A 16806-nucleotide genomic window follows, 5' to 3' on the forward strand; every position below is an offset into this window, starting at 1 on the left:
GGCGTTTTCTTTTCTATATCAGCACCTCGCTGTGGCGATCCCGATACTCTTTTGGCGTGGTGTCATACTCTTTGCGAAACACCGAATAGAAATATTGCAGCGACGGGTAACCGCACATCTGCGAGATTTCGTTGATCGACAGTGATGTTGAGATGAGCAGGCTGCGGGCTTTCTCCAGTTTCTCCGCATGGATGACGGCATGAATGGTTTCGCCCACTTCTTCTTTGAAACGCTTCTCCAGATTCGAACGAGAAATGCCCACCGAATCCAGAACCTGATCGACCTTAATTCCTTTACAGGCGTGGTTGCGAATATAGTGCATCGCCTGAATGACGGCCGGGTCACTCAGGGAACGATAGTCGGTTGAGCGACGCTCCACGACGCGGACAGGGGGTACCAGCAAACGCTGAAGCGGCAGAGACTCTTTATCCAGCAGACGATGCAGCAGCTTCGCTGCCTGATAGCCCATCTGACGGGTGCCCTGTGCCACAGAGGAGAGCGCCACGCGGGAGAGATAGCGGGTGAGTTCTTCGTTATCAATGCCAATCACGCACAGCTTCTCGGGCACCGGGATATGTAAATGCTCGCAGACCTGCAGCACGTGGCGGGCGCGGGCGTCGGTGACGGCAATAATGCCGGTTTGCGGGGGCAGCGTTTGCAGCCAGTCCGCCAGCCGGTTTTGCGCGTGCTGCCAGTTTTCCGGAGCCGTCTCCAGCCCCTGATACACTACGCCGCGATACTTCTCCTGCGCGACCAGCTGGCAAAACGCATGCTCGCGCTCGACTGCCCAGCGCTTGCCGCTGGTAGCGGGTAAACCATAGAACGCGAAACGATGGACGCCTTTCTCTTTTAAATGAAGAAAAGCGGCTTCGACCAGTGCATGATTATCGGTGGCGATATAGTGAACCGGCGGGTAATTTTCGGGGGAATGGTAGGAGCCGCCGACGCCCACGATCGGGACGTCGACGTCGGTCAGCAGCTGTTCAATGACGGGATCGTCATAGTCAGCGATGACGCCATCCCCCAGCCAGTCTTTGATGTTCTCCAGACGGGTGCGGAAGTCTTCCTCAATGAAGATATCCCACTCGGATTGCGACGCCTGCAAATATTCACCCACGCCTTCCACGACCTGACGGTCGTAGGCTTTATTGGCATTGAATAACAACGTAATGCGGTGACGCTTTTCAAACATGGCTCACTTCCCAATTAAGTCACAATACGGTTATCAGGCTCGTCGCTTGGTGGCAGAGTCCATCCAGACTGCCAGTAAAAGAATGGCCCCCTTGACGATATACTGCCAAAACGTCGGGACGTCCATCATACTCATCCCGTTATCCAACGACGCCATGATAAATGCCCCCATGACCGCACCCGCCACGCTACCGATACCGCCGGCGAGACTGGTGCCGCCAATGACGCAGGCGGCAATCGCATCCAGCTCGGCGATGTTACCCGCGGAGGGCGAACCGGCACCCAGACGCGAACTGAGGATCAACCCGGCGATGGCGACCATCAGGCCGTTAATGGCGAACACCGCGAGCTTAGTGCGCTCGACGTTGATCCCCGAGAGACGGGCAGCTTCAAGGTTGCCACCGATGGCATAAATGCGGCGGCCAAACGCGGTGCGCGTCGCCATAAACATCCCGCCCAGCAGTAACAGCGCCAGCAGCAGGACCGGTGTCGGAACACCGCGATAGTCGTTAAGAAGCCAGATGGCGCCCAGCACAATGACCGCAGTCAGCGCATGGCGTCCTACCACGGAGGTTGATGCCGGTGACGCCAGCCCCAGCGCCTGACGACGCATGCGCCCCCGCCACTGCCAGGCGACAAACGCCAGCAAACCTAACACGCCAATCGTAAAGCCCACGCTATCGGAGAGGTAGCTCTGACCAATTTGCGACATGGCGGCGCTGGTGGGGGAGACGGTAGTGCCGTTGGTAATCCCGATTAAGATCCCACGGAAGGCCAGCATACCCGCCAGGGTAACAATAAACGACGGGACTTTGCGGTAGGCAACCCACCAGCCGTTCCAGGCCCCCAGGACCAGACCCAGTACCAGCGTCACCGCCACGGTCAGCGGCAGCGGCCAGCCAAGCCAGACGTCGAAAATAGCCGCCACGCCGCCGAGCAGGCCCATCATCGAGCCTACAGACAGGTCAATTTCTGCCGAGATAATGACGAACACCATGCCTACGGCCAGGATCCCGGTAATGGCGGTCTGGCGGAGCAGGTTAGAGACGTTACGCGCGCTTAAATATGAGCCATCGGTCATCCAGGTAAAAAACAGCATGATGACGATAATTGCTGCGATCATCACGAAGACCTGCAGGTTCAGCGCTTTTAGCCCTGCGAACGCACCGGGCGTCGGAACGGCGACTTTGATATCAGACGGATTGCTTTTCGACATGACGTTCGCTCCTTAAAGCGGCTTCCATCACCTGCTCCTGCGTCAGGTTCTGGTTAATCAGGTTGGCTTTCAGTTTCCCCTCGTGCATCACCAGCACGCGGTCGCTCAGGCCGAGCACTTCGGGTAACTCAGACGAAATGACAATGACGGCAATCCCTTGCTGAACAAGCTGATTAATCAGTTTGTAGATTTCATATTTGGCACCGATATCAATCCCGCGCGTTGGCTCATCGAGGATTAATATGCGTGGGTTGAGAAGCAGGCAGCGCGCCAGAATCGCTTTCTGCTGGTTACCGCCACTCAGGCGGCCAATCGCCAGTTCCGGGGAGGACGTTTTGACCTTCAGCCTGGCAAGCGACTGAAGAATGCACTGCTGCTCTGCGGCATCGTCCAGGCTGCTCAGCGCGCCGGAGAACCGATCGAGTGCCGCAAGCGTGATGTTTTTCCCCACCGCCATGACCGGTACGATGCCGTCTTTTTTACGATCTTCCGGCACCATAGCAATGCCGCGGGCAATCGCCTGCTGGCAGTTGTCGATTTTCACTGGCTGGCCGTCGATATAAATCGTCCCCTCCCAGCGCCCGGGCCACACGCCAAAGAGACACTGTACGGCCTCCGTGCGTCCGGCGCCGACGAGGCCCGCAATCCCGAGAATTTCGCCGCTGTGAAGAGAAAACGAGACGTTATTCACGCGTTTAATGTGGCGGTTAACGGGGTGCCACGCGGTCAGGTTTTCCACACGCAGCACTTCCTCGCCTCTGGCGTGTGGCTCATTCGGGTAGAGCGCCGTCAGCTCGCGGCCTACCATCATGGTGATGATGTCATCTTCACTCATGCCTGCCGCTTCGCGCGTGCCGATGTGTTGCCCGTCGCGAATGACACAGATGGTGTCCGAAATGGCTTTAACCTCGTTTAGCTTGTGCGAAATGTAGATACAGGCGATGCCGTGGTTTTGCAGATCGCGGATGATATTGAGCAGAACTGCGGTTTCCTGTTCGGTGAGCGAAGCCGTGGGCTCATCGAGGATCAGCAGCCGTACCTGTTTGTTCAGCGCCTTAGCAATTTCTACCAGCTGCTGTTGCCCCAGACCCAGATCGCCCACGCGGGTATCCGGTGAAATATTGAGGCTCACCTGCGCCAGCAGCTTTTCACAGCGGAGCGTCATGGTGTCGTAATCCAGTACGCCGTGGCGGGAAATCTCGGCTCCAAGGAAGATGTTTTCCAGCACGGTGAGATGCTTCACCAGCGCCAGCTCCTGGTGGATAATGGCGATCCCTTTACGTTCGGTATCGCGAATGTGTGTCGCCTGGATCACTTCACCGGCAAAGACAATTTCGCCTTCGTAACTGCCGTGTGGGTAGATCCCACACAGAACTTTCATCAACGTTGATTTGCCCGAACCGTTCTCGCCGCACAGCGAAACCACTTCGCCGGGGTTCAACCGGAGGCTGACGTTGTCGACGGCCTTCACTGCGCCGAAGCGCTTGGTGATGCTTTTCATTTCAAGTAAATAAGGCATACCTGCTCCACATAACCCGAGGGAAGAACAGTACAACGTGATGCGCCCCCGCAGAGCGGGGGCCGCGCTGGATTACAGTTCGCTCTTCTTGTGGAAACCGTCTTTAATCACGGTGGCGTCAATGTTCTCTTTATTGACTTCAATTGGCGTGAGCAGGCGAGCCGGAACATCTTTCAGCCCGTTATTCAGCGTCGCGTCTGCTTTAGGCTGCTTGCCATTGCCCAACTCCACGGCGATTTCCGCCGCGGTATTGGCAAGCTCGGTAATCGGTTTGTAGACCGTCATGGTTTGTGTGCCAGCGATAATGCGTTTTACCCCTGCCAGGTCGGCATCCTGCCCGGAGATAGCGACTTTCCCGGCCAGCCCCTGGGCGCTCAGCGCCTGGATAGCACCGCCTGCGGTGGCATCGTTGGAGGCCACGACCGCATCAATTTTGTTGTTGTTGGCCGTCAGCGCGTTTTCCATAATTTTCAGCGCGTTTTCTGGCAGCCATCCGTCGGCCCACTGATCGCCAACCACCTTAATTTTCCCATTGTCGATGTAGGGTTTAAGGACTTTCATTTGTCCTTCACGGAACAGTTTGGCGTTGTTATCTACCGGAGAGCCACCCATCAGGAAATAATTGCCCTGAGGCACTTTGTCGATCAGGCTTTGCGCCTGTAATTCACCCACTTTTTCATTGTCGAACGAAATATAATAATCAATATCCGCATTATTAATCATGCGGTCATAAGCGAGAACTTTTATGCCCTCTTGCTTCGCTTCTTTCACTACGTTACTTAATACCTGGCCGTTATAAGGGATAATGACCAGGACATCGACACCACGGTTAATCATATTCTCGATCTGTGACATTTGCGTTTCTTCATTGCCATTCGCTGACTGAACAAAGACATTCGCACCGAGTGATTCCGCTTTTTTCACAAAGATATCGCGATCTTTTTGCCAGCGCTCCAGGCGCAGGTCGTCAATCGCCATGCCAATTTTGACCTCTTTGGCATGTCCTGCAAAGCTTACAAGGAGGAGAGTAGTGCAGATCGTTAGGGTCAGGTTCTTTATCTTCATAATTATTAGGCCTTTTGTAGGGGTATGTGTTGCTGAGATAAAAGAAACATTCACTGCTGGGACGCAGCAAATTTTTAACGCGGAAAGGCAGGCTGGCAATTACAGATTTTTATCTTCTCATTACGATATTTGGTTTATTTCTGAATTTATGACCGCGATCGGATTTTAAAATGCGTAACGTCTTAATTACATTTGATTCTGGAATTTACGCCGAAAAATAGTTTGCCTGCGCATTATTTTGCGAGCCAGCGCACAGTTGTGCATTCTCTCAATAGCAGTGTGAAATAACGTAATTGAGCAACCCAAAATGTCTATTCACTATTACTCCTGTATCAACGACTCGCCGCATACCCTGATTATGGAGCTCAATATGCAAGCTTATTTCGACCAACTCGATCGTGTTCGTTACGAAGGCCCAAAAACGACCAATCCTTTAGCATTTCGTCACTACAACCCGGATGAGCTGGTACTGGGTAAGCGCATGGAAGACCATCTGCGCTTTGCCGCCTGTTACTGGCATACCTTCTGCTGGAACGGCGCCGATATGTTCGGTGTGGGTTCCTTTGACCGCCCATGGCAGCAGCCGGGTGAAGCCATCGAGCTGGCGAAACGCAAAGCCGATGTGGCATTTGAGTTCTTCCACAAGCTGAACGTGCCGTACTACTGCTTCCACGATGTGGACGTCTCGCCGGAAGGTGCGTCTCTGAAAGAGTACCTGAACAATTTCGCGCAGATGGTGGATGTGCTGGCGGCAAAACAGCAGCAAAGCGGCGTGAAGCTGCTGTGGGGCACCGCAAACTGCTTCACTAACCCACGCTACGGCGCGGGCGCGGCAACCAATCCGGATCCGGAAGTGTTTAGCTGGGCGGCCACGCAGGTGGTGACGGCCATGAACGCCACGCATCAGTTGGGCGGCGAAAACTATGTCCTGTGGGGCGGTCGTGAAGGCTACGAAACCCTGCTCAACACCGATCTGCGCCAGGAGCGCGAGCAGATTGGCCGCTTTATGCAGATGGTTGTCGATCATAAGCACAAAATCGGCTTCCGTGGCACGCTGCTGATTGAGCCGAAACCGCAGGAACCGACCAAGCACCAGTATGACTACGACGTGGCGACGGTGTATGGCTTCCTGAAACAGTTCGGTCTGGAAAAAGAGATTAAAGTTAACATTGAAGCCAACCACGCCACGCTGGCGGGCCACTCTTTCCATCACGAGATTGCGTCTGCGATTGCACTGGGCATCTTTGGCTCTGTCGATGCTAACCGCGGCGATGCACAGCTGGGCTGGGATACAGACCAGTTCCCGAACAGCGTGGAAGAGAATGCGCTGGTGATGTACGAAATCATTAAAGCGGGTGGTTTCACTACCGGCGGCCTGAACTTTGACGCCAAAGTACGTCGTCAGAGCACCGACAAATACGATCTGTTCTACGGCCACATTGGCGCGATGGACACCATGGCGCTGGCGCTGAAAGTCGCCGCTCGCATGATTGAAGACGGTGAGCTGGATAAGCGTGTTGCGAAGCGCTACAGCGGCTGGAACAGTGAGCTGGGTCAGCAAATTTTAAAAGGCCAGTTATCACTTGCGGAGATCGCGAAGTACGCTGAACAGCAGCAGCTGGCGCCGCAGCACCAGAGCGGGCACCAGGAGTTGCTGGAAAACCTGGTCAACCACTACCTGTTCGATAAATAACAGCACGTAGGCCCGGTAAGCGTTAGCGCCACCGGGCATTTCTGTTAAAGGAGTCACCGTAATGTATATCGGGATCGATCTTGGCACGTCGGGTGTGAAAGCCATCCTGTTAAGCGAGCAGGGCGATGTGTTAGCTACGCAGACGGAAACGCTGCAGGTTTCACGTCCGCATCCGCTGTGGTCGGAACAGGACCCGGAGCAGTGGTGGCAGGCAACGGACCGTGCCATCAAGGCGCTAGGCGAGAAACACCCTCTGCGTGACGTCAAAGCGCTGGGGATTGCCGGGCAAATGCACGGTGCAACGCTGCTGGATAGCCAGCATCGCGTGTTGCGTCCTGCGATCCTCTGGAACGATGGCCGCTGTGCAGAAGAGTGTGCGCTTCTTGAGGAACGTGTACCCACCTCCCGCCAGATCACCGGCAACCTGATGATGCCCGGTTTTACCGCACCGAAACTTCTGTGGGTACAGCGTCATGAACCTGAGATTTTCCGGCAGGTGGCGAAAGTCCTGCTGCCGAAAGATTATTTGCGTTTTCGCATGACGGGTGATTTCGCCAGCGACATGTCTGACGCGGCGGGCACGATGTGGCTCGACGTGGCGAAACGTGACTGGAGCGAGGCGATGCTGGATGCCTGCCATCTGACCCGCGCCCATATGCCCGCGCTGTTCGAAGGTAGCGAGGTGACAGGCACGCTGCAGCCAGCCGTTGCTGAACGCTGGAATATGCCAGCCGTACCGGTGGTGGCCGGAGGCGGTGACAATGCGGCGGGGGCCGTCGGTGTCGGCATGGTGGAGGCAGGGCAGGCGATGCTGTCGCTGGGAACGTCCGGTGTCTATTTTGCCGTTAGCGACGGGTATCGCAGCAACCCTGAAAGCGCTGTGCACAGTTTCTGCCATGCCCTTCCGGGGAAATGGCATTTGATGTCAGTGATGCTCAGTGCCGCATCTTGCCTGGACTGGGCGGCAAGACTCACCGGCATGGCCGATGTTCCGGCGCTCATCTCCGCCGCGCAGCAGGCGGATGACACCGCGGGTACGATCTGGTTTTTACCGTATCTTTCCGGCGAGCGAACGCCGCACAACAACCCGGAAGCGAAAGGGATGTTCTTTGGTTTAACCCATCAACATGGTCCGGCAGAGCTGGCGCGTGCGGTTCTGGAAGGTGTGGGCTATGCGCTGGCCGACGGCATGGACGTGGTGCATGATTGCGGCCTGAAACCGTCGAGCGTCACCCTGATTGGCGGCGGCGCGCGGAGCCCTTACTGGCGACAGATGCTGGCTGACATCAGCGGATTGCAGCTGGATTTCCGCACTGGTGGCGATGTCGGGCCCGCGCTCGGCGCCGCACGGCTGGCACAGATAGCCATGAACCCCGAAAAACCGCTTTCACAATTGTTACCGCAGCTTCCGCTTGAACAGGCGCACTTGCCTGATGCAGCACGCCATGCCCGCTATGCGCAGAGGCGCGACGTGTTCCGCAAAATCTATCAGCAGCTGCTGCCGCTGATGTCGTAAACATCCGCCGGGTGGCGCTGCGCTGACCCGGCCTACCACTCCCAGTCCATCTGGCTAACTTACAAACCTGCGCGTATCGATTCTTTGCAGCAGCATCGACAGCAGCAGGCTGATGACCAGCGTGGCGGCAAAAATCCAGATGATATCCAGCACCGGCCAGCTCTTTAGCTCCACGCCTCTTGTTCGCAGGGCGTGGATCACCAGCGCGTGAAAACCATAAATTCCGAGCGAGTGCCGCGAAATCACGCTCAGTACCGGGAGTGGCCGCGCGTTGAGCGTGTTTTTAACGAGCGTAAGCAGCGAGACGGCACAGAGAAACACCATCGGTCCGCAATACAGGTACCAGGTATCGGCAAAATTACCGCGCCATTGCAATTCGTGCAGCGTCCCGCGCGATATCACCGCCACGCCTGCGATAAACAGCAACGCAGAAAGCCAGTTCAGACTACGTTTTTGCGTCTCCATCATCCCGATGGCGCGCCCCAGCATGCCGTAAAGCACGTAATAGAAGGTATCGCCGTTGATATAGAGATTGACCGGCAACCATTCAAATCCGTCGATTTTCTGCGAGACCGTATTCGGGTTGGCGATGAGGCCAATCACCACCATCAGGGCCAGCAGCATTTTCCCGCTGACGTTTTTCACCTGAATAAGAGGAGAGACGAGATAGATAACGATAATGGCGAAGAAAAACCACAGGTGATAGAACACTGGTTTTTGCAGCAAATATTTGAGTGATAGCCCGGCGTTAATTGAGGTGAACAGGGTGATATAGAGCAAGGCAACGGCGCTGTAAAACCCCAGACAGGCCGCGATGCGGGTGAAGTGCCTCGGTTGCGCGCTACGTTCGCCAAAAAAGAGAAAGCCGGAAATCATAAAAAACAGCGGGACGCTGACGCGAGACGCAGAGTTGAGAATGTTGGCAATGTCCCAGTTAACAGAGCTGATGCTGTGCGCATTCGTGACATACCAGGTCGTCGTGTGGATCATGACCACCATCAGACACGCTATTCCTCGCAGGTTATCAATCCAGTTAATTTTTGACGCCATCAGTTCCTCGTGTTCCCTGTAAATGGAGTGTGACTGCCATTGTCCAAAAGTCTTCGTTTGGAAAATTCTGAGTTTTATCAGCAGGCTTGCCGGAAGACCGCGAGATTCGCAGAATGGCGGACCTTAATCTATAAAAGCTTTGATACTAAAAATAACAGCCACTGACCAGGACGGTAATAAAAATGATGATGAAGCGAGTGGCGTCACTCTTTCTGCTGCTCATGCTGGCAGGTTGCAGTACGCCACAAGAAGCACCTGTGCAAAAAGCACAGCAGGGCAAAATGAGCCCGGAACGTTCACTGAACATGGAGGCAATCTGTAAAGATCAGGCTGCACGCCGCTATAACTCGGCCGTTCAGAAGATTGATGTCACCGGATTTGAGCGCTTTCAGGGAAGCTATGAGCTGCGGGGCCATACGTCGCGTAAAGAGGGCTTTGTCTGTTCGTTTGATGCAGACGGCCAGTTTTTACACCTCTCCATGCGCTAGCCTGCTCGCATAATCAACAGCCAGACGTCGCCCACGTTCTGGCCTGAAGGCTTATTTCCCAATTTTCCCTAAACAACCCCGTTTCGTACTGTATATCTTGCAGCCAGCGGGTATACTGGTCCCTTCCATTTAAAACCACACGTATCCAGCACGAAATACTATGCAAAAGTTTGATACCAAGACCTTCCAGGGCCTGATCCTGACCTTACAGGATTACTGGGCTCGTCAGGGCTGCACCATTGTTCAACCTTTGGACATGGAAGTCGGCGCCGGCACTTCACACCCGATGACCAGCCTGCGCGCGTTGGGACCAGAGCCAATGGCGACCGCGTATGTGCAGCCTTCCCGTCGTCCGACCGATGGTCGTTACGGTGAGAACCCGAACCGTCTGCAGCATTACTATCAGTTCCAGGTGGTGATTAAGCCATCACCCGACAATATTCAGGAACTGTACCTCGGGTCGCTGAAAGAGCTGGGTATGGATCCAACCATTCACGATATCCGTTTCGTGGAAGATAACTGGGAAAACCCAACGCTGGGTGCCTGGGGTCTGGGTTGGGAAGTGTGGCTGAACGGCATGGAAGTGACCCAGTTCACTTACTTCCAGCAGGTTGGCGGTCTGGAATGTAAGCCGATCACGGGTGAAATCACCTACGGTCTGGAACGTCTGGCGATGTACATTCAGGGCGTAGACAGCGTTTACGACCTGGTCTGGAGCGACGGCCCGCTGGGTAAAACCACCTACGGCGACGTGTTCCATCAGAACGAAGTGGAGCAATCCACCTATAACTTCGAATACGCGGACGTGGACTTCCTGTTCACCTGCTTCGAGCAGTACGAGAAAGAAGCGCAGCAGCTGCTGGCGCTGGAGACTCCGCTGCCGCTGCCTGCTTACGAGCGTATTCTGAAGGCCGCCCACAGCTTCAACCTGCTGGACGCCCGCAAAGCCATCTCCGTGACTGAACGTCAGCGCTACATTCTGCGTATTCGAACCCTGACCAAAGCCGTTGCTGAAGCTTACTACGCGTCCCGTGAAGCCCTTGGCTTCCCGATGTGCAACCGAAACAAATAAGAGGCGGCCATGTCTGAGAAAACTTTCCTGGTGGAAATCGGCACCGAAGAGCTGCCACCAAAAGCCCTGCGCAGCCTGGCTGAATCTTTTGCTGCGAACGTGACCGCCGAGCTGGATAACGCTGGCCTGGCGCACGGTAAAATTGAGTGGTTTGCTGCGCCGCGTCGTCTGGCGCTGAAAGTGGCAAATCTGGCGGCGTCTCAGCCGGATCGTGAAGTCGAAAAACGTGGCCCGGCTATTGCCCAGGCGTTCGACGCGGAAGGCAAGCCGAGCAAAGCGGCTGAAGGCTGGGCGCGCGGTTGCGGCATCACCGTTGACCAGGCCGAGCGTCTGACCACCGACAAAGGCGAGTGGCTGCTGTATCGTGCGCATGTGAAAGGCGAGAGTGCAGAAGCGCTGCTGCCGGACATGATTGCCACGTCGCTGGCGAAATTGCCGATTCCTAAGCTGATGCGCTGGGGCGCGTCTGACGTCCACTTCGTGCGTCCGGTGCATACCGTGACCCTGCTACTGGGCGACACCGTTATTCCTGCCACCATTCTGGGCGTGGCGTCCGATCGCGTGATCCGCGGCCACCGCTTTATGGGTGAGCCGGAGTTCACCATCGACAATGCCGACCAGTATCCGCAAATCCTGTTGGAGCGCGGCAAGGTCATTGCTGACTACGAACAGCGTAAAGCCAAAATCAAAGCGGACGCGGAAGAGGCGGCGCGCAAGATTGGCGGTAATGCCGATCTGAGCGACAGCCTGCTGGAAGAAGTGACCTCTCTGGTTGAATGGCCGGTGGTGCTGACTGCGAAGTTCGAAGAGAAATTCCTGGCCGTTCCGGCAGAAGCGCTGGTGTACACCATGAAGGGTGACCAGAAGTACTTCCCGGTCTACGCCAACGACGGCAAGCTGCTGCCAAACTTCATCTTCGTCGCCAACATCGAATCGAAAGATCCGATCCAGATTATCTCCGGTAACGAGAAGGTCGTTCGTCCGCGTCTGGCGGATGCCGAGTTCTTCTTCAATACCGACCGTAAAAAGCGTCTGGAAGATAACCTGCCGCGTCTGCAGACCGTGCTGTTCCAGCAGCAGCTGGGTACGCTGCGCGACAAGACCGACCGCATTGCGGAGCTGTCCGGCTGGATCGCCCGCGAAATTGGTGCCGACGTCAACCATGCGACCCGTGCGGGCCTGCTCTCCAAGTGCGACCTGATGACCAACATGGTGTTCGAATTTACCGACACCCAGGGCGTGATGGGCATGCACTACGCGCGTCACGATGGCGAAGCGGAAGACGTGGCTGTGGCACTGAACGAGCAGTATCAGCCGCGCTTTGCGGGTGACGAACTGCCGTCTAACCCGGTCGCGTGCGCCGTGGCGATTGCCGACAAGATGGACACCCTGGCGGGTATCTTCGGTATCGGCCAGCATCCAAAAGGGGACAAAGACCCGTTTGCGCTGCGTCGTGCTGCGCTGGGCGTGCTGCGCATCATCGTTGAGAAGAACCTGAACCTGGATCTGCAGACACTGACCGAAGAAGCGGTGCGTCTGTACGGCGACAAGCTGACCAACGCGAACGTGGTGGACGACGTTATCGACTTTATGCTCGGTCGTTTCCGCGCCTGGTATCAGGACGAAGGTTACACCGTTGACACCATTCAGGCGGTGCTGGCGCGTCGTCCGACCCGTCCGGCTGATTTCGATGCGCGTATGAAGGCGGTTTCCCACTTCCGTACGCTGGAAGCGTCATCTGCGCTGGCTGCGGCTAACAAGCGTGTCTCCAACATTCTGGCGAAATCCGACGAAACGCTGAACGAACGCGTGAACGCCGCAACCCTGAAAGAGCCGGAAGAGATTGCTCTGGCGATGCAGGTTGTGGTGCTGCGCGACAAGCTCGAACCGTACTTCGCGGAAGGCCGCTACCAGGAAGCGCTGGTGGAACTGGCGGAACTGCGTGACGTGATCGACGCCTTCTTCGAGAAAGTGATGGTGAACGTAGAAGATAAAGACCTGCGTATCAACCGTCTCTCTATGCTCGAAAAACTGCGCGAGTTGTTCCTGCGCGTGGCGGATATTTCGCTGCTGCAGTAATGTGCCCACTGTCATAAACATGTGAGCCGTCTTTCTTGCCGGGTGGCGCTACGCTTACCCGGCCTACATTGTGTAACGGGTTGCACGTTTCATTGTAGGCCCGTGCAAGCGTAGCGCCGCCGGGCGAAACTGACAAAATGCACTTTGCCAGCAGTTTGAAAACCCGCTTCGGCGGGTTTTTTTATGGGGCTTTTGTAGGCCGGATAAGCGCGGCGCCTTCAGGGTATCGGCAAAGTAGTCCTTCCCAAAGGGCTGAGGGAGTATAAGTCGCCCAAAATTTAACCTTGAAACCTTCAACACATTACCGTTATCCTTAACCTCGTTAAATTTCTCGCGCTGGAGTGCCCCCCAAAAATGAACAAACACGACTGATGAATTTCGATCCTTGCTAAACGCCACCGCGTCGGCAGGGGATGTTTTGATTTCATTCAGGAGTGCTTATGGCTCATTTAGCGCAGTCCCCTTCTTTTATTTTGCATCAGGTCACCTGTCAGTTTGCGACGGGGGATATCCTTTTTGGTCCGCTGAATCTTTCTCTGGAACCGTCTCTGTGCGCGCTGGTGGGCCGCAACGGCAGTGGGAAAACACGTCTGCTGCGCCTGCTGGCGGGGCTTGATGAACCCGCAAACGGGCATATCGAACGAACCGGAACACAGGTTTATGTGGCGCAGCAGCAGGATATTTTGCCACACACGACGCTGGCTGAATTGCTCGGATACGAGGCAATCTTCGCGGCGCGAGCACGTGTCGACAGCGGAGAGTATCAGCCTGACGATCTGGAAACGCTTGATGGCTTCTGGGATTTAGCAGAACGCCTGAGCGAGGCGTTTGCCCGGGCGACACTGTCGCCGTTTGATCCGGATAAGCCAGCCGCTGAACTCAGCGGTGGCGAGCGTGTCCGCGCGTTGCTGTGCGGGGCGTTTACGGCGCAAGCGGATTATCTGCTGCTGGACGAACCCACTAACCACCTGGACCGGCAAGGCCGGACATGGTTCTACGACCAGCTTGCCCGTTATCAGGGCGGTGTACTGGTGGCCTCCCATGACCGTGAGCTGCTGGCGCAGGTGCCGCGTATTCTTGAACTGAGTGGCGCGGGTCTTCGCAGCTATGGCGGGAATTATGCGGATTATCAAACCCAGCGCGATGCTGAGCAACAGGCTGCCCGCGCGGCGCTGGAGCACGCGGCGACGGCGCGCAAACGTACCCGCGCGCGCATGCAGAAAGAGCATGACGACAGCCAGCGGCGGTCGGCAAAAACATTACGCACCGTCGATACCCTTAATATCGCATCGTTCGAACGCGTTAAATATAAAGGCGCGGCAAAGGAACGTATTGGCAGCTGGAAAAAGCAGCATAACGAGCAAAATGATGCCCTGAACGCTGCCGTAAACAAGGCGCGTGAGCGGGTAGAAGACGATAACCCGGTGATGTTTACCCTGCCGGGGAGTCAGATTCCGGAAGGAAAACAGGTGCTGGTGATGGAAAATCTGGTGCTGCCGCATGTGCCCGTTCCCCCACTCAACTGGCGGATGGATGGTCCGATGCGCGTGGCGTTAAAAGGACCAAACGGCTGCGGGAAGTCGACGCTGTTAAAAGCGATTCTCGGCGAAATCAGCCCGCGTTCAGGGACCTGCAACGTTTCCGTCAGCTGCGCTTATCTCGATCAACATCTGTCCCGGCTCGATCTCTCGCAGTCGGTCATGACCCACCTCAACCTGGGCAATACGCCCCTTGAAGAGGGGGTATTACGAACCCGTTTAGCACAGCTTCAGTTGGGGGCCGATAAAGTCGCGCTCCCGCTGGCGGAACTGAGCGGCGGTGAGCGTCTTAAGGCGGCACTGGCCTGCGTATTATGGCGTGCTGAGGCCACGCAGCTCCTGTTGCTGGATGAACCGACCAACCATCTTGATCTGGCCTCGGTTCAGGCCATTGAAGCGGCATTGGCCGGTTTTCCGGGAGCACTGCTGGTAGTGTCACACGATGACGCTTTTTTAAAAGGGTTAACGTTGTCGCACGAGATGATCTGGGAAGAGGCGGGCTGGCGTTGCGAAAGTCTTTAAACACAAGCCCCCGCGAAGGCGGGGGCGTTCAAACGTCACTACGCTATCTGTTTGCTGAGTGCAGGGTTGGCCTGAATCAGGCGCATCAGCTTTAACTCGGTTGGCGTGGGTCTCTCACGTTTTGACTCCCACTCCAGCACCATCGCTACGCTGACACCCATCGCTCTGGCGAATTCTTCTGTCTTCAGACCTGTCCCTTTGCGCAATTGCTCATATTCTGTAAAGGGATTGGCTTTTTGTTGCAGGGTAATCGTCTGCGGTACATCTTTAAAAATGATCTGTTCCAGACTGCTCAGCAGCTCAAACTCAGGATCTTTATATTCCATTGAGAACTCCTCTTAAATCTCACATCGTGATCAAGAACATCAGAGAGCCAATTAAGAATAGTCCCTAATACAAACCCAGGATCGTCACGGGTGTGATTAATCGTGCGGTAACGATCGCTTTATCCGATTCAGCTATATGGATAGTTATGCTAATTACCTGATTAACCATAAGGAGGGCCCGTCAGGTATTTTTTTGTAAATGATAAGAAATAAATCGGCAATAGGCGTTTTACATGAAAAGAGTATCTTGCAAGGCTGACCTGGACTATCCTTGTAAGCCGTCGGGCACGCGTGTGCCGGTGTGCGCTTTTTTGGGTGAAAGGAGTAATAAAATGGCGACAGGAAAGTCCTGCTCTCGCTGGTTTGCGCCTATTGCGGCGTTGTTGATGGTTGTTAGCCTGAGTGGGTGTTTTGATAAAGAAGGCGATCAGCGCAAAGCGTTTATCGATTTTCTGCAGAATACAGTGATGCGCAGCGGCGAGCGGTTACCGACGCTGACTGCGGATCAGAAAAAACAGTTTGGTCCCTTTGTGTCCGATTACGCCATTCTTTATGGGTATTCACAGCAGGTGAGCCAGGCGATGGATTCCGGTATCCGCCCGGTCGTGGATAGCGTAAACGCCATCCGCGTTCCACAGGATTATGTGACTCAGCGTGAACCGCTGCGCCAGTCCAACGGTGCGCTCGGCGTGCTGAGCCAGCAGCTACAGAATGCGAAAATGCAGGCTGATGCGTCACGTTCTGCGCTGAAGCAGGGTGACGATCTCAAACCGGTCTTTGACAAAGTGTATGAGAAAGTGGTGACCAAACCGTCTGAAGCACTGCAACCGCTGATTCCGGCCGCGCAAATTTTCACGCAGCAGCTGGTTCAGGTGGGTGACTTTATCGCCCAGCAGGACACTCAGGTGAGCTTTGTTGCCAACGGCATCCAGTTCCCGACTTCGCAGCAGGCAAGTCAGTACAATACGCTGATTGGGCCACTGGCCTCCCAGCATCAGGCCTTTAGCCAGGCCTGGAGTGCCGCCGTCACGGCCACAGAATAAACCGAAAAAACCCCGCGTCAGGCGGGGTTTTTTTATGCATTGCGAAAATAACGCTTGTCATTCCTCTACCACATCGGTATAACTATTCCCGTCGGTTTGTTACACAGACCTAAAGCAGTTTAGTAAAGCAGTCCAGATTGTTATCCATAGATACCCTTCGTTGTGACCCTTCCTTCATCGCTTAAAAATCTGTAACGCAATCCATCAAGCCGGAAGGCACAATATATTTGTTAATTAAGGTAATTCTATGTCTGCTAAAATGACTGGTCTGGTAAAATGGTTCAACGCTGATAAAGGTTTCGGCTTCATCACTCCTGACGATGGCTCAAAAGACGTGTTCGTACACTTCTCTGCTATCCAGAACGATGGCTACAAATCTCTGGACGAAGGTCAGAAAGTGTCCTTCACCATCGAAAGCGGCGCTAAAGGCCCAGCAGCTGGTAACGTTGTAAGCCTGTAAGCTTCCAACCCAGTAGCACAAAATTTAA

14 protein-coding genes are annotated in these 16806 nt (G+C 55.2%); 8 read left to right on the forward strand and 6 right to left on the reverse strand.

What is annotated here, in order from left to right; translation table 11 throughout:
• Window positions 1-13: 13 nt before the first annotated feature.
• From xylR to xylF, 4 genes are all read right to left on the reverse strand, one after another.
• Window positions 14-1192 (reverse strand): D-xylose utilization transcriptional activator XylR, encoded by a 1179-nt coding sequence (gene xylR, locus A4308_RS07945; RefSeq protein ID WP_014882033.1) that lies wholly within the window; start codon window positions 1190-1192, stop codon window positions 14-16.
• A gap of 33 nt (window positions 1193-1225) precedes the next feature.
• Window positions 1226-2407, reverse strand: coding sequence for a xylose ABC transporter permease XylH (gene xylH, locus A4308_RS07950; protein WP_032635351.1), 1182 nt, complete (start codon window positions 2405-2407; stop codon window positions 1226-1228).
• Window positions 2385-3926, reverse strand: coding sequence for a xylose ABC transporter ATP-binding protein (locus A4308_RS07955; RefSeq protein ID WP_014882035.1), 1542 nt, complete (start codon window positions 3924-3926; stop codon window positions 2385-2387). The genes xylH and A4308_RS07955 overlap by 23 nt, the downstream gene beginning before the upstream one ends.
• A 72-nt stretch (window positions 3927-3998) precedes the next feature.
• A complete protein-coding gene (xylF, locus tag A4308_RS07960; protein WP_014882036.1) occupies window positions 3999-4991 on the reverse strand; it encodes a D-xylose ABC transporter substrate-binding protein in 993 nt (330 codons plus the stop codon).
• Between the two features lie 370 nt (window positions 4992-5361).
• Here xylF and xylA point away from each other — a divergent pair, with 370 nt between their 5' ends.
• On the forward strand, window positions 5362-6684 hold the full coding sequence (xylA, locus tag A4308_RS07970; protein WP_086527836.1) for a xylose isomerase: 1323 nt from the start codon (window positions 5362-5364) through the stop codon (window positions 6682-6684).
• A gap of 61 nt (window positions 6685-6745) precedes the next feature.
• Complete coding sequence (gene xylB / locus A4308_RS07975; protein WP_045282189.1) at window positions 6746-8200, forward strand: xylulokinase; 1455 nt, start codon at window positions 6746-6748, stop codon at window positions 8198-8200.
• Between the two features lie 54 nt (window positions 8201-8254).
• Here the strand turns inward: xylB and A4308_RS07980 are convergent, their stop codons facing one another.
• Window positions 8255-9250 (reverse strand): acyltransferase, encoded by a 996-nt coding sequence (locus tag A4308_RS07980; protein WP_045282188.1) that lies wholly within the window; start codon window positions 9248-9250, stop codon window positions 8255-8257.
• 182 nt (window positions 9251-9432) lie between these two features.
• Here A4308_RS07980 and A4308_RS07985 point away from each other — a divergent pair, with 182 nt between their 5' ends.
• From A4308_RS07985 to A4308_RS08000, 4 genes are all read left to right on the forward strand, one after another.
• Complete coding sequence (locus A4308_RS07985) at window positions 9433-9738, forward strand: YsaB family lipoprotein (protein ID WP_014882040.1); 306 nt, start codon at window positions 9433-9435, stop codon at window positions 9736-9738.
• Window positions 9739-9898: 160 nt separating this feature from the next.
• Window positions 9899-10810, forward strand: coding sequence for a glycine--tRNA ligase subunit alpha (glyQ, locus tag A4308_RS07990; RefSeq protein WP_003860141.1), 912 nt, complete (start codon window positions 9899-9901; stop codon window positions 10808-10810).
• 9 nt (window positions 10811-10819) lie between these two features.
• Window positions 10820-12889: a glycine--tRNA ligase subunit beta gene (gene glyS / locus A4308_RS07995; RefSeq protein ID WP_014882041.1), complete on the forward strand. Its 2070-nt coding sequence runs from the start codon at window positions 10820-10822 to the stop codon at window positions 12887-12889.
• Between the two features lie 440 nt (window positions 12890-13329).
• On the forward strand, window positions 13330-14949 hold the full coding sequence (locus A4308_RS08000; protein ID WP_045282187.1) for an ABC-F family ATP-binding cassette domain-containing protein: 1620 nt from the start codon (window positions 13330-13332) through the stop codon (window positions 14947-14949).
• Window positions 14950-14987: 38 nt separating this feature from the next.
• Here the strand turns inward: A4308_RS08000 and A4308_RS08005 are convergent, their stop codons facing one another.
• Window positions 14988-15275 (reverse strand): HTH-type transcriptional regulator, encoded by a 288-nt coding sequence (locus A4308_RS08005; protein ID WP_014882043.1) that lies wholly within the window; start codon window positions 15273-15275, stop codon window positions 14988-14990.
• Window positions 15276-15607: 332 nt separating this feature from the next.
• On the opposite strand from A4308_RS08005, the gene A4308_RS08010 reads away from it, so the two are divergent.
• Together A4308_RS08010 and cspE are read left to right on the forward strand one after the other, a co-directional pair.
• The gene (locus A4308_RS08010; RefSeq protein ID WP_014882044.1) at window positions 15608-16318 is read left to right on the forward strand and encodes a DUF3053 domain-containing protein; all 711 of its coding nucleotides are present in this window, start codon (window positions 15608-15610) and stop codon (window positions 16316-16318) included.
• A gap of 247 nt (window positions 16319-16565) precedes the next feature.
• Entirely contained in the window at window positions 16566-16778 is a 213-nt protein-coding gene (gene cspE / locus A4308_RS08015; RefSeq protein WP_003860775.1) for a transcription antiterminator/RNA stability regulator CspE, read from the forward strand.
• Window positions 16779-16806: the final 28 nt, after the last annotated feature.

The organism is Enterobacter sp. ODB01 (genome assembly GCF_001623605.1).
Classification (GTDB): Bacteria; Pseudomonadota; Gammaproteobacteria; order Enterobacterales; family Enterobacteriaceae; genus Enterobacter; species Enterobacter kobei.

Excerpts from the sequence above, each read along its gene's own strand:
- xylF (WP_014882036.1), bottom strand. The coding sequence starts at position 4,991 with ATGAAGATAAAGAACCTGACCCTAACGATCTGCACTACTCTCCTCCTT.
- glyS (WP_014882041.1), top strand. The coding sequence starts at position 10,820 with ATGTCTGAGAAAACTTTCCTGGTGGAAATCGGCACCGAAGAGCTGCCA.
- xylH (WP_032635351.1), bottom strand. The coding sequence starts at position 2,407 with ATGTCGAAAAGCAATCCGTCTGATATCAAAGTCGCCGTTCCGACGCCC.
- A4308_RS08000 (WP_045282187.1), top strand. The coding sequence starts at position 13,330 with ATGGCTCATTTAGCGCAGTCCCCTTCTTTTATTTTGCATCAGGTCACC.
- xylB (WP_045282189.1), top strand. The coding sequence starts at position 6,746 with ATGTATATCGGGATCGATCTTGGCACGTCGGGTGTGAAAGCCATCCTG.
- A4308_RS08005 (WP_014882043.1), bottom strand. The coding sequence starts at position 15,275 with ATGGAATATAAAGATCCTGAGTTTGAGCTGCTGAGCAGTCTGGAACAG.
- xylA (WP_086527836.1), top strand. The coding sequence starts at position 5,362 with ATGCAAGCTTATTTCGACCAACTCGATCGTGTTCGTTACGAAGGCCCA.
- A4308_RS07955 (WP_014882035.1), bottom strand. The coding sequence starts at position 3,926 with ATGCCTTATTTACTTGAAATGAAAAGCATCACCAAGCGCTTCGGCGCA.
- A4308_RS07985 (WP_014882040.1), top strand. The coding sequence starts at position 9,433 with ATGATGATGAAGCGAGTGGCGTCACTCTTTCTGCTGCTCATGCTGGCA.
- A4308_RS08010 (WP_014882044.1), top strand. The coding sequence starts at position 15,608 with ATGGCGACAGGAAAGTCCTGCTCTCGCTGGTTTGCGCCTATTGCGGCG.
- xylR (WP_014882033.1), bottom strand. The coding sequence starts at position 1,192 with ATGTTTGAAAAGCGTCACCGCATTACGTTGTTATTCAATGCCAATAAA.
- A4308_RS07980 (WP_045282188.1), bottom strand. The coding sequence starts at position 9,250 with ATGGCGTCAAAAATTAACTGGATTGATAACCTGCGAGGAATAGCGTGT.
- cspE (WP_003860775.1), top strand. The coding sequence starts at position 16,566 with ATGTCTGCTAAAATGACTGGTCTGGTAAAATGGTTCAACGCTGATAAA.
- glyQ (WP_003860141.1), top strand. The coding sequence starts at position 9,899 with ATGCAAAAGTTTGATACCAAGACCTTCCAGGGCCTGATCCTGACCTTA.